Origin of the sequence: Bradyrhizobium sp. ORS 111 (assembly GCF_045571485.1) — a bacterium.
GTDB lineage: Bacteria > Pseudomonadota > Alphaproteobacteria > Rhizobiales > Xanthobacteraceae > Bradyrhizobium.
The window spans coordinates 1,971,075-1,984,150 of the sequence record NZ_CP120701.1; the positions used below are offsets into that span (position 1 = coordinate 1,971,075).

The following is a 13,076-nucleotide window of genomic DNA, read 5'->3' on the forward strand; positions in this document are numbered from 1 at the left end:
TAGTTAGGAGGACTGTATGACTTTCCGTCCACTTCATGACCGCGTCGTCGTCAAGCGCATCGACGCAGAAGAGAAGTCCGCTGGCGGCATCATCATTCCAGACACAGCCAAGGAAAAGCCCTCCCAGGGCGAAGTCATCGCCGTCGGCCCAGGTGGCCGTGATGAGGCAGGCAAGTTGATCCCGATTGATTTGAAGATCGGCGACCGCGTGCTGTTCGGCAAATGGTCGGGCACCGAGGTCAAGATCGATGGCCAGGAGCTGTTGATCATGAAGGAGAGCGACATCATGGGCGTTCTCACCGAAATATCTTCCAGCAAGAAGGCCGCCTAATCCACTGCTCGCACCGCTCACCCCTGAGGAGCGCCTGCTGGGCGTCCTATCCAGGGTGAGATGAAATGAAACTCAGGGAAATCAACCATGTCAGCCAAAGAAGTCAAATTCGGCGTAGACGCACGCGACCGCATGCTGCGCGGCGTCGACGTTCTCGCCAACGCGGTGAAAGTCACCCTCGGTCCGAAGGGCCGCAACGTGGTGCTCGATAAGTCGTTCGGCGCTCCCCGCATCACCAAGGACGGCGTCACCGTCGCCAAGGAGATCGAGCTCGACGACAAGTTCGAGAACATGGGCGCCCAGATGGTGCGCGAAGTCGCTTCCAAGTCCGCTGACGCGGCCGGCGATGGCACCACCACCGCCACCGTGCTGGCGGCTGCAATCGTCCGCGAGGGCGCCAAGTCGGTCGCCGCCGGCATGAACCCGATGGATCTGAAGCGCGGTATCGACCTCGCGGTCGAAGCCGTCGTTGCGGACCTCCAGAAGAACTCCAAGAAGGTCACCTCGAACGAGGAGATCGCCCAGGTCGGCACCATTTCGGCCAACGGCGACGCCGAGATCGGCAAGTTCCTCGCCGACGCCATGAAGAAGGTCGGCAACGAGGGCGTGATCACGGTCGAGGAAGCCAAGTCGCTCGAAACCGAACTCGACGTCGTCGAGGGCATGCAGTTCGACCGCGGCTACATCTCGCCCTACTTCGTCACCAACGCCGACAAGATGCGCGTTGAGATGGACGACGCCTACATCCTGATCAACGAGAAGAAGCTCTCCTCGCTGAACGAGCTGCTGCCGCTGCTCGAGGCCGTGGTGCAGACCGGCAAGCCGCTGGTCATCGTCGCTGAAGACGTCGAAGGCGAAGCGCTCGCCACCCTCGTCGTCAACCGCCTGCGCGGCGGCCTGAAGGTCGCGGCCGTCAAGGCTCCCGGCTTCGGCGATCGCCGCAAGGCCATGCTGCAGGACATCGCGATCCTGACCGGCGGCCAGGCCATCTCGGAAGACCTCGGCATCAAGCTCGAGAACGTCACGCTGCAGATGCTCGGCCGCGCCAAGAAGGTGATGATCGACAAGGAGAACACCACGATCGTCAACGGTGCCGGCAAGAAGGCCGACATCGACGCCCGCGTTGCCCAGATCAAGGCGCAGATCGAGGAGACCACCTCGGACTACGACCGTGAGAAGCTGCAGGAGCGTCTCGCCAAGCTCGCGGGCGGCGTCGCGGTGATCCGCGTCGGCGGCGCGACCGAAGTCGAAGTGAAGGAGCGCAAGGATCGCGTGGATGACGCGATGCACGCGACCCGCGCGGCTGTCGAGGAAGGCATCCTGCCGGGTGGCGGCGTGGCGCTGCTCCGTGCCACCGAAGCGCTCAAGGGCCTGCGCACCAAGAACGACGACCAGAAGACCGGTGTCGAGATCGTGCGCAAGGCGTTGTCGTGGCCGGCCCGTCAGATCGCGATCAACGCCGGTGAAGACGGCTCGGTCGTGGTCGGCAAGGTCCTGGAGAAGGATCAGTACTCTTACGGCTTCGACGCACAGACGGGCGAGTACAGCAACCTGGTCTCCAAGGGTATCATCGATCCTACAAAGGTCGTGCGAGCGGCGGTCCAGAACGCCTCCTCCGTGGCGGCGCTCCTGATCACTACGGAAGCGATGGTCGCCGAGCTGCCGAAGAAGAACGCTGCCGGCCCCGCAATGCCGCCGGGCGGCGGCATGGGCGGCATGGGCGGTATGGACTTCTGATCCAGTCGCGTCACGCGGAACGCAAAAATAAGAAAGCCCCGGCAGCAATTGCCGGGGTTTTGTTTGCTCATTGATACAGCGGGCCACCAAGGCTGTCGACGAGGCTCGTTCCCTTGGAGCCGTGTTGGAATACCGTCGTCCAGCTTGCATCGGGCAATGTGAGGCGCGAGAGCTTGTATTGGCGAGCCATACCTGACGTTGCCACTCATCCCGGAGCGTACCAGCGATGTGCATATTCCAGGAGGGCGGTCACTCCGGATCGTTGCAGATCGTGTGCCCGATGGGGTGCAACTGTAGTCTCAGCCCCCCGTAGGGCCGGCGGCGCAATCCTCGCGGCACGGCTCTGTCCTCAGCATTATGTGGCGATTCAATAGGCTGGGCAGAGTGAGGGACCCAGAGGCTGTCGCGGTAGTCATCTCAGCGCTCCGGCAAGTTCACGGCGACGCTATTGCTCGCGCACTCCTTGCTGACGGAATGAGCCTAGCCGTTCTTATGGACGCGGTGTTCTCTCTATCAATGCGGAATAGCGAGGCGGTTCGAATGATCGCCAGAGCGTTAGACTCTCGCGATTTCGTCGTCTCCCCTGACGTCGGCTCGCTTTGGCACGTAAAGTATTTATATGATCGCCCAGGGTCCATGACCGTCGTCGATATGCTGGTACTGACACCTGAGAAGACGTTCATGAGCACTGAAATTTCGTTGCGGCTGCCGATCTGACCTGAGGCGTCAGCGCCGGGGGATCGCTCGGCAAATGCAATGGACAATAAGCCAGAGCAATCACCTGTTCGAAATAGCTGGTTGATCGTACGTCTGGTAACGTCAGCGCGCAATCCGTCGTGCTGGTATATGAACGTTCTGCCGTCCGAGCCCGGCGTCGAAGCCGACCTTCACCTAAATCTGCCGCCCGAGCGAACAAACGGAATATGAGTCCCACGCGTACGACCTTGTTCGGGCGGTCAGACCAAGTTGGACTCCGTGCCCGCGAATTTCGGCCGACGGATATTGCCTGATCATCACATCGACCACGCTGCAAGTGGAAGCATTCCGATCAGCGCGCCGAGTGCTTGCAAATCAATCACCTTCAACAATCTGTAACGACGTTAGTATTCTTCAGTATCTTTCCCACGACCGCTTCACGGTTGGACTGTACTGAAGGATTCGAGTGAGCGCACCCAACCATTCCTGGTAGGTGCATTGGATGCTTTCTGGCATACAGTTGTTCTAGATTGCCAGCACCTCGCTTCTCTCGAGACTCTCAACAGGTCGCGTTGGCCCGGCGGGACCAGAGCTGCAGCAAAAAAAATGAGTCTAATCTAGCGCTCCGCTCAAGCGTCGGCGCTGACCAGTCGCGATGACGAAGATGACGAAAATGACCAGAAGGTGCATGCTTTGGCTCTGTCTCGACCTCTTGTTGATTTGCCCAGGTGCCGTGGTCGTCGCGAGCAGCGATGTCAGAGCGGAGGACAGCATCCTTGTCGACAAGGTCAAGTCAACCTGGCGATCGCAAGACGGTGACACTATCGAGCAAATCATTTCCAAGGTCGCGAAGGTCGCGCACTTCGTCCCGAGAAGGTGGGGAGTCGCTCAATCGAACGATGGGAGCGAATATGCCTTCTTTTCGTGGAGTAAACATCGCGACGATAAAGCCGCCGAATATGCCATTATCTGGCAGGCTGCGCCCGACGGCGCGTTAAAAGTCGATTCGCCATATGCCAAGCCGATAGAATTGGGCTGGAAGGCGTTCGCACTCTCTCTGATCTCCAGTGAAATCGCAAACGGCGAAAAGGCGGTGAATCTCCACTTTCTGCATAACCCCATCAACTTCAACTTTGTGATGACTGCTCAGGGCAGGTTGGGCGATCTTCTGCGACACGGCCGCTGCACTATCGGCGATCCGATCCAGGTGGATTACCTGCAGAAAGTTGATGAAAAAGAGGCCACACAGAGCGGCCTATGGCGCGCCCTGATTGTGGTGAACTGCAATATTCCAGGACCTCGGTACTTCACTCGTGGCGGCGTCATCATTTTTGAGAAGGCCGAGGGAAAAACCTGGGAGCCGCAGTCGTTTTTTGCTAAGCGCATCGCAACCTATCCCCCAGGCTCTTGGTTCGATCATGCAGATCCAGAAGAACAAGAAGCACTAGAACCGGCCAAGAAGACCTTGCAGAATGACCGCGGAGGGCAGCTTCGCGGCGCAGCCCCTTGAGACAATGCGTCGAGTTTACAATGGGGCTCTACGACGAAGCGATGCTGCATCTGAGCCGGAGGTGCCGTGTTGGGTTTGAGAGATTTACGACAACACTTCTCCAAACTCGTCGTGGGTCCGAGGGTGCCGCAGCCCGCAATAGCAAGCAGTCGCGAGAAATAGGCTCATCCGAAAGTTTGCACCAGGAACGTCGCGTTAATTTCGCAATGGCACTGGACTTGCAGTAACGGAAGCATGTTCCGCGACGACATCGTCGTCGGGCTGCCCACCGTGTGCAGGCATGCGCCGGCAAACGCCGGCGCGCCGTACTCGTAACGTGCGTTCTCTGCGGAGTGCCCCGTAAAACCGTCTGCCGATCCGCCGGCCGGCCTGCTCGCGACGCGACTCATATTTTTTGTCTCCGGATTCGGCTTCTCGGCCTGGGCGCCTCTGGTGCCGCTCGCCAAGGAGCGCCTTGCGGTCGATCATCGCGTGCTTGGTCTGCTGCTGCTCTGCCTCGGCATGGGGTCCCTCTTCGCCATGCCTTTGACCGCTTTGTCGGGGGCGCGCTACGGCACCAGGCGCACTATTCTTGTAGGTGGACTTGGCCTTGCGCTGACCCTGCCATGGCTCGCTATCGCCAGTACACCTCTGAAACTCGGGGCGGTGCTGCTTGCCTTTGGCGCTTCACTCGGCTCAATCAATGTAGCCATGAACGTTCAAGCGGCCGAAGTAGAGCGAGCAGCCGGCCGCCCATTGATGTCCACCTTTCACGCACAGTTCAGCATCGGCGAATTGTCGGGCGCTGGCGCCCTGACAGCCTTGCTCTCGCTGCGGATTGACTCGTTTGCTTCGACGCTGGCTTGTTCGGCGCTAATGATAGTTGCGATTTTGTCGGCATGGCCGCGGTTGCTTGCGACACGTCGCACGCCGTCAGAGCCACTGCTTGTCTTGCCTCATCGCAGCGTATTGCTGATAGCGGTGCTTGCGGCCATCACCTTCCTTGTCGAAGGCGCGATGATCGACTGGAGCGCCTTATTTCTCATTGACAGAGGTCTTGTGGCGCAAGAGCATGGCGGGTTCGGTTATATGTTGTTTTCCATCGCGATGACCGCAGGCCGTCTCGCCGGAGATGCCCTCGTGATCAGAATCGGAGACCGCGCCACACTGATGTTCGGACCTGTGCCGATCATGATCGGTTTTGTGGCCCTGCTGGCCGCGCCGGTGGCTGCGATTGCCATGGCGGGTTTGCTGCTTATCGGATTGGGTGCATCGAATATCGTGCCGGTGTTATGCCGCCGTGCTGGCAAGCAGAAGGTGATGCCGGCAGGTTTGGCGATCGCAGCCGTCACGACGGCGGGTTACGCCGGTATCCTCGTCGGTCCAGCTGGCGCCGGGCTCGTTGCACACATGGCTGGGCTGCCTTTTGCTCTCGCGATACTAGGAGCACTCATGTGCATCGTCACGCTGTCGGCCCGGACTGTGACGGCCAACCCTCGCTGATTGTTGGAGAAGGACATGTAGGCCTTCTGCCAAGCGGTTGCGCACGGTTGGCACCCATCACCGCCACTCGGGGGTAGCAACATAGCGAGGACGCTGCGAAAGAGAACGGTTATGGCCAAGAAGCACTGTCGCAGAATGGCCGTTGGTCCAGCGGCCTGAAATACATAGCAAACGCAGTGCTGGTCCGTTCGACATCGATGGGGGCGCCCAGCACGGCAAAAGCGAGATTGATTGATAGTGCCGAGATCTTCCATGCCTTCCAGAGCATATTCGCACGTCTCGGCGCACACGGCCGACGGGATAGATACGTTACCGGGAGCTGCTTACCGGCCCAGCCGCTCGAACCACTTTGCCCGGGATGGGCAAGCTGATTTGACCCACAGCTTCCAAGGGTGACGGTCCCGCAAGGCGGATCTTGCTAAGTTGTCGAGAGATTCACATGTCGAAGATGCTAGTAAAGGCTACCGACTGGTAGCTCGGTCGAAGCCGATCTGTCGCGTGCCATCGGCTGCAGGCAAAATGCGACCCCGATGTACTCGCGCGTGCAGAGACCAGGGCCGAGTTCGAAGCGAGCACTGCCCGGCACACTCATCGCGCAAAGGGGGCTTTAGATCGCGATCGTCGCGATGGAGCCACACCTACAGACTTGTTGAGCGGAGCCGCAGAAGGATGCCGTGCCAAGAGGTTGACGGAACGCTGCTTGTTCGGATAACTGATTTTCGTCGAGGTTCTCCGGAGCGCACTGATCCGGAGCTAAGAGGGAAGCCGGTCGAATGCCGGCGCTGCCCCCGCAACTGTAAGCGGCGAGCCGCTGTCCAATAAAGTCACTGAAACCGCTTGGTTTCGGGAAGGCCGGACAGCAGCGATGACCCGCAAGCCAGGAGACCTGCCCCGACAACATATTCGTCCGCGGGCGGGGTGTCCCGGTGGTGCGCCAAGCAATTGCCGCTTCGGCGGCTTTTCCTGCACGCAATCGCCATGACCTCTGCCCCAAACCAGGGGTTAGAGCTATGTCCGTCCTTTCACTTCCCGTTGCTACACTTGGTACGCCACGCATCGGTCCGCGCCGTGAACTCAAATTCGCGCTCGAAAGCTACTGGACCGGGAAGTCCACCGAAGCGCAGCTGCTTGAAGCGGCAGCTGGACTGCGCACTGCTAACTGGGCGCGGCAGAAATCGCTCGGCGCGACCGTCATTCCGTCGAATGATTTCTCGCTTTACGATCATGTGCTCGACACCAGTGTGATGGTGGGCGCCATTCCGGATGTTTACGCTTGCACCACAGGTCCTGTACCGCTCTACACCTACTTCGCTATGGCGCGCGGTGCGCCGAACGGTGAACTCGATGCGAGTTGCCCTCACTCCAATCCTGCACAGGGCGCGCCTGCGCAGGAGATGACGAAGTGGTTCGACACCAATTACCACTATATGGTCCCTGAATTTCACAAGGGGCAGATCTTCAGGCTTTCTTCTCGAAAGCCGATTGAGGAATATGAGGAGGCAAAGGGGCTTGGTTACCAGACGCGTCCCGTGCTGATTGGCCCAGTGACCTTCCTGAAGCTTGGCAAGAGCGCAGATCCTTCATTCAATCCATTGTCGCTGTTGGATCGACTGCTGCCGGTCTATGTCGACGTTCTTCGTGAGCTGGTCGCGCGCGGCGCAGAATGGGTTCAGCTCGATGAGCCCTGTCTGGTCTTGGACCTCGACGAAATATCCCGCAAAGCCTTGCTTCGTACCTATACCTATTTTGCTAGGGAGATACCTGCTCTTAAAATCATGCTGGCGACCTACTTTGGGACCATCGGCGGTAATCTCGATACGGCCTTGGCTTTGCCGGTTTCCGGGCTCCACGTCGACTTGGTAAGGGGGGCAGACCCGCTGAACGCGATCGTCGCTGGGATTCGCAACGATCTCGTTCTCTCACTGGGGGTCGTCGATGGGCGCAACGTTTGGCGCTCCAACCTTTCAGCGCTGGTCGATCAGCTGGCGCCCACCGTGGCAAAACTCGGCACTGATCGCGTCCAGATCGCCCCCTCATGTTCGCTGCTCCATGTTCCAATCGACCTGGGGCTCGAAACCGATCTCGATTCCGATGTAAAGAGCTGGCTGGCTTTCTCGGTTCAGAAAATTAAGGAACTAGCGACCCTAGGAAGGGCGCTTGCTGGCGATCGTGCCGGCGTGGCCGATGTGCTCGCGGCATCAAAAAACGCGGCACTTGCACGCGAGCAATCGCCCAAGATCCACAATGCGGACGTCGCTGCGCGCATGGCTGCGATCGACCAAACCAAGCGCTACCGTTGCAGTCCTTTCGCAAAGCGCGCCGAGGCCCAGCGCGCGCGGTTTGCCTTGCCGACATTTCCCACGACGACCATTGGATCGTTTCCGCAAACCGCGGAAGTTCGCAATGCCCGCGCTTGCCATGCCAAAGGAGGGTTGAGCAACGCGCAGTACGAGCAGTTTCTCAGAGAGGAAACGGCGCGTGCGGTGCTATGGCAGGAGAATATCGGGCTCGATGTTCTCGTGCATGGTGAGTTCGAGCGCAATGACATGGTGCAGTATTTCGGCGAGCAGCTTTCCGGATTCGCCTTCACCAAGCACGGTTGGGTTCAGTCGTATGGCTCGCGCTACGTCCGTCCACCAATTCTGTTTGGGGATGTCTCGCGGTCGAAGCCGATGACGGTCGAATGGTGGCGATACGCGCAGTCGCTGACCAACAAGCCAATGAAGGCAATGTTGACTGGACCGGTGACGATTCTGAACTGGTCTTTTGTCCGTGACGATATTCGGCGAAGCGATGCCTGTCGCCAGCTTGCGGTTGCGATCCGCGATGAGGTGCTCGACCTTGAGGAGGCGGGAGCGACAATAATCCAGATAGACGAGGCCGCGTTGCGCGAAGGGTTGCCGTTACGCAAATCACAATGGAGGAGTTATCTCGATTGGGCCGTGGATAGCTTTCGCATCTGTTCGTCCGGTGCTGCCGACGAAACTCAGATTCATACGCACATGTGCTATTCCGAATTCAACGATATCATCGATGCGATTGCGGCGATGGACGCAGACGTCATTTCGATCGAGACGTCGCGCTCGAAGATGGAATTGCTCGACGCCTTCAAGAACTACAAATATCCGAACGAAATCGGGCCGGGTGTCTACGATATCCATTCGCCACGCGTTCCCGGCAAGGACGAAATGAAAGATCTCATAACGCTGGCCAGGCAGCGATTGTCCGATTCGCAGCTCTGGATCAATCCAGATTGCGGCCTAAAAACCCGAAGATGGGAGGAGGTGCTTCCCGCCTTGGTCAATATGGTCGCAGCCGCCCGCGAGTTACGAGCAGCCTGCTGATTGCATGAAGATCGTCGGCCCGAACGCCGTCGTCGATGGTGAATGTCGACTCGGACAAATGCACTGCGCTGAAAGGCGGGCGGTCCAATTGCGTGAATATCCCGCTAGTCGGCGGGATATGGCGAAAAGACCGTTCCGGAGTCGATCACACGCCGGTCTGCGAAAGGCCGGCACACCCCAGGACCCGTGGTATTTCGCTTTGCCTGGTCGGATGGGCAACAAATTGCGTGGCGGCGGTACTGAAGCTTCGGCGAAAGCCTGCATCAAGGAGAGCGACAGGCTGCGGGCATAGAGTGGGCGCGTCCTACTCTGTCCTTTCGGTGAGGCGCATCGTCGCCATGATGCCATCGGGCAACCCCGTCTCACGATTTCGCGCGAATGCTCAGAATCAATCGTCAAGCGTTCGCGCTTTCGAATTCGAAAAGCTTGCAGCCTGGTCCGGCTGCCAAATCGGCGTCCCGATCGGGAGTAGAATCGCAACCGACTGATTGCGGCGCTCGATTGCTCTGCTTCATCCCTGCGTGTCCGGCACGAGTGGGCTTACTCTCGCCGTGCGTTACTGTCGTCGAGATACGCTCGATACGCGAGCCTGATGCCGTCCTTGAGCGAGGTGGAGGCGCGCCAGCCGAGCTTGGCCAGGCGGCTGACATCGAGCAGCTTGCGCGGCGTGCCGTCCGGGCGCGACGTGTCGAAGCTGATCTCGCCGCGATAGCCGACCGCAGCCGCGACCACGCGGGCGAACTCGGCAATGCTGATATCCTCGCCGGTGCCGATATTGACCAGTTCGGGAGAGGAATAGGCCTTCATCAGGTGGATGCAGGCGTCAGCGAGATCGTCGACATAGAGGAATTCGCGCCGAGGCGTGCCGGTACCCCACACCACGACGTTGGCCGCCCCCGACAGCTTAGCCTCATGGAAGCGGCGGATCAGCGCCGCGACGACGTGGCTGTACTCGGGGTGATAATTGTCGCCGGGACCGTAGAGGTTGGTCGGCATCACGCTGATGAAATCGGAGCCGTATTGGCTGCGATAGGTCTCCGCCATCTTGATGCCGGCGATCTTGGCAATGGCATAAGGCTCGTTGGTCTGCTCCAGAGGGCCGGTCAGCATCGAATCCTCGCGCAGCGGCTGCGCTGCCAGCCGCGGATAGATGCAGGACGAGCCGAAGAACATCAGCTTCTCGCAACCATTGGCGTGCGCGGCCTGGATCACATTGGTCGAGATCGCCAGATTGTCGTAGAGGAACTCCGCCCGCAGCGTGTTGTTCGCGACAATGCCGCCAACCTTGGCCGCGGCAAGGAACACAACCTGCGGACACTTCGCGGCAAACCAGGCGTTCACTGCGGCCTGGTTGCGCAGGTCAACCTCGCTGCGCGAGGCCGTCAAGAGGTTTGTGCCCTCGCGCGCCAGCCGGCGCATCAGCGCCGAGCCGACCATGCCGCGATGGCCGGCGACGAAGACCGTCTTGCCCTTCAGTTCATACGGAGTGCTTGCCATTGGCGGCGTCCTGTCTGGCTTCTGCGAGATCGCCGGCAACCATTTCCTTCACCAACTGCGCGAAGGACGTCCTCGGCTTCCATCCAAGCTTGGCGCGCGCCTTGCTCGAGTCGCCGATCAAGAGATCGACCTCGGCCGGGCGGAAATAGGTCGGGTCGACGCGAACCACGGTCCTGCCCGACGCCTTGTCGACGCCGGTTTCGTCGACGCCCTTGCCGCGCCATTCGATCGCGCGGCCGACCTCGGCGAACGCCAGCTCGACGAATTCGCGCACCGAGCGAGTCTCGCCGGTCGCCAGCACGAAGTCATCGGGATGATCCGCTTGCAGGATCATGTGCATGCCCTCAACATAGTCACGCGCATGGCCCCAGTCGCGCTTGGCCTCGAGGTTGCCGAGATAGATCGTGCTCTCAAGGCCGACCTCGATGCGAGCGACGCCACGCGTGATCTTGCGCGTCACGAAGGTCTCGCCGCGGATCGGGCTCTCGTGGTTGAACAGGATGCCGTTGCTAGCGAACATGCCGTAGGCCTCGCGGTAGTTCACCGTGATCCAGTAGCCGTAGAGCTTCGCCACGCCGTAGGGCGAGCGCGGGTAGAATGGCGTGGTTTCCTTCTGCGGCACCTCTTGCACTAGGCCGTAGAGCTCCGAGGTCGAGGCCTGATAGAACCGCGTCTCCTTTTCTATGCCGAGGATCCGGATCGCCTCCAGGAGGCGCAGCACGCCGATGGCGTCGGCGTTGGCGGTGTATTCCGGGCTCTCGAAGCTGACCTGAACGTGGCTCTGGGCGGCGAGATTGTAGATCTCGGTCGGGCGGATCTGCTGCATCAGCCGGATCAGATTGGTGGAATCGGTCATGTCGCCGTAGTGCATCAGGAACGGCACGTTGCCGGCATGCGGGTCCTGGTAGAGGTGGTCGACACGCGCGGTGTTGAACGAGGACGACCGGCGCTTGATCCCATGAACGGTGTAGCCGAGACCGAGCAGGTATTCGGCGAGATATGCGCCATCCTGCCCGGTGACACCGGTGATCAGCGCGACGCGCCGCTTCGAATCCTGAGCTGCCATGTCGTCTCCAGAGCACGGAGCGGAAGTTGAGCTCGGCAACGCCATCTGCGCAGCGGCCTTTCGGAAGAGCCTGGATATGCTGGGTCGCGATCACACGAAGTGGAGGAGAGCAATCGTTCGCCTTGATAATACACGTCAAGTAAAGATGCGCATTATATACATTGATTTATCTTCCACCAGGCAGTGCGGAGGCCGCTCTTTATGCACACCTCCCGCCGAACGTTCAGGTCACGGCCTACTGTCTTCAGTAGAAAAAACAGCTCGGCCTTCGACACCCGAACAGAGCATAGGAGTCTGCGATCCCGAGCGGTCTGCAGGCGCTGGATCCGCACAGCCCGTGTTTTCAGGCGCGAAGCGACGCCCTGAGCGCGGATCAAGCGGTGCAAACGTATGTATAGTTCATCAAACGTTTCGATATCGGAGGTTTACTTCCGTACAGTTGAGCTGCCGATCCCGATCCTTCTAGTCTGGCGTTGGTCCGACTAGCGCCGTTCGCGTTGGTTCGAGTGTCGCGGTCTTCAAGATCAACGCTTGCGCGGTAAACTGATGCTTCGCGGCAGTGCCGTTGCAACAGCGCCGAATGCTTTTCAGATTAAATCAATCCGGCGAAGCAGAACGTCCGCAAGATAGAGAGAAGACGGAAAGCACATTCGAAACAGGATAAGGCAGCGGCAATCTAGATGGCAGGAATCGAAAGTGCGTTTCAACACAAGAGGTGGGCCCTATCAATGCGCATCGTGTCGTTGAGAGAAGCCGTATGGTCGTCGTTCCCTCAGGTGCGCAGCTCCGCCTTTTCAAAAGCTTATCTGTCCGCATTCTGGGCCGGTTAACTGAGGTTATCAGCAGAATGGTGGAGCGCGGCTATTTGGATGTTAACTGGCGTATCCTTCCAGCTGTGGCGCTGCAGAAGGTTCTTATGGTCTCGTACCGGAGAATCAAGCGTGGCTCTCGACCACGACGGGTCGAACCACGATCATGAAGTTTTATCGCCGGACATGCCGTCGGCCGACCCGCCTCGACTGTCGTCGATCTTTAGAAGGAGGTCACTTGCACGACATTGGTCTGCGACGCGATTATGATTGCTATCGTCGCTGTCGGGCGAAGGCTCCGCTGGTGCCGGAGCTGGCCGCCACACCAGAGCGTGGAGACGCGCCTGAATATCCGGTTCATCTCGATGTCGTCACGTCGTCTGCTGCCGCATCGCCGCTTGTATTCAGTGGCGCTCGCCAAAACCGCAATGCGGTTGGGCGAACTGATGATGACAAGAACGAGAATTGACGCGTGCGTACGCGTGCGACGATGCCAAATGAGGCTGCAGCGACGCCCGAGATGATTGCTGGTGACTATCCGTCAGATGAATGTCGTGATGGCTTTCCTATCGGGGTGAATGCCAGGTTCCTTGAAGATGGGTGC

At 59.4% G+C, this 13,076-nt stretch carries 8 protein-coding genes and 1 riboswitch; of the genes, 6 read left to right on the forward strand and 2 right to left on the reverse strand.

Annotated features, from left to right (window positions below; genetic code table 11):
- Window positions 1-16: 16 nt before the first annotated feature.
- From P6U30_RS09115 to metE, 5 genes are all read left to right on the forward strand, one after another.
- Complete coding sequence (locus tag P6U30_RS09115) at window positions 17-331, forward strand: co-chaperone GroES (RefSeq protein WP_280980823.1); 315 nt, start codon at window positions 17-19, stop codon at window positions 329-331.
- An 87-nt stretch (window positions 332-418) separates the two neighbouring features.
- Window positions 419-2,068: a chaperonin GroEL gene (groL, locus tag P6U30_RS09120; protein WP_407169055.1), complete on the forward strand. Its 1,650-nt coding sequence runs from the start codon at window positions 419-421 to the stop codon at window positions 2,066-2,068.
- A 1,360-nt stretch (window positions 2,069-3,428) separates the two neighbouring features.
- Complete coding sequence (locus P6U30_RS09125) at window positions 3,429-4,274, forward strand: nodulate formation efficiency C protein (RefSeq protein WP_280985646.1); 846 nt, start codon at window positions 3,429-3,431, stop codon at window positions 4,272-4,274.
- A 369-nt stretch (window positions 4,275-4,643) separates the two neighbouring features.
- Window positions 4,644-5,756 (forward strand): MFS transporter, encoded by a 1,113-nt coding sequence (locus P6U30_RS09130; RefSeq protein ID WP_407152465.1) that lies wholly within the window; start codon window positions 4,644-4,646, stop codon window positions 5,754-5,756.
- 708 nt (window positions 5,757-6,464) lie between these two features.
- Window positions 6,465-6,665, forward strand: a riboswitch (cobalamin riboswitch).
- Between the two features lie 101 nt (window positions 6,666-6,766).
- The gene (metE, locus tag P6U30_RS09135) at window positions 6,767-9,100 is read left to right on the forward strand and encodes a 5-methyltetrahydropteroyltriglutamate--homocysteine S-methyltransferase (RefSeq protein WP_280973518.1); all 2,334 of its coding nucleotides are present in this window, start codon (window positions 6,767-6,769) and stop codon (window positions 9,098-9,100) included.
- A 540-nt stretch (window positions 9,101-9,640) separates the two neighbouring features.
- Here metE and P6U30_RS09140 read toward each other — a convergent pair.
- A complete protein-coding gene (locus P6U30_RS09140; RefSeq protein WP_407151032.1) occupies window positions 9,641-10,597 on the reverse strand; it encodes a GDP-L-fucose synthase family protein in 957 nt (318 codons plus the stop codon).
- Window positions 10,578-11,663, reverse strand: a complete 1,086-nt coding sequence (gene gmd / locus P6U30_RS09145; protein ID WP_280980820.1) for a GDP-mannose 4,6-dehydratase — start codon at window positions 11,661-11,663, stop codon at window positions 10,578-10,580. Before gmd ends, P6U30_RS09140 begins: the two co-directional genes overlap by 20 nt.
- Before the next feature lie 1,047 nt (window positions 11,664-12,710).
- Here gmd and P6U30_RS09150 point away from each other — a divergent pair.
- A complete protein-coding gene (locus P6U30_RS09150; RefSeq protein WP_280985643.1) occupies window positions 12,711-12,941 on the forward strand; it encodes a hypothetical protein in 231 nt (76 codons plus the stop codon).
- The last annotated feature ends 135 nt before the right edge of the window (window positions 12,942-13,076 follow it).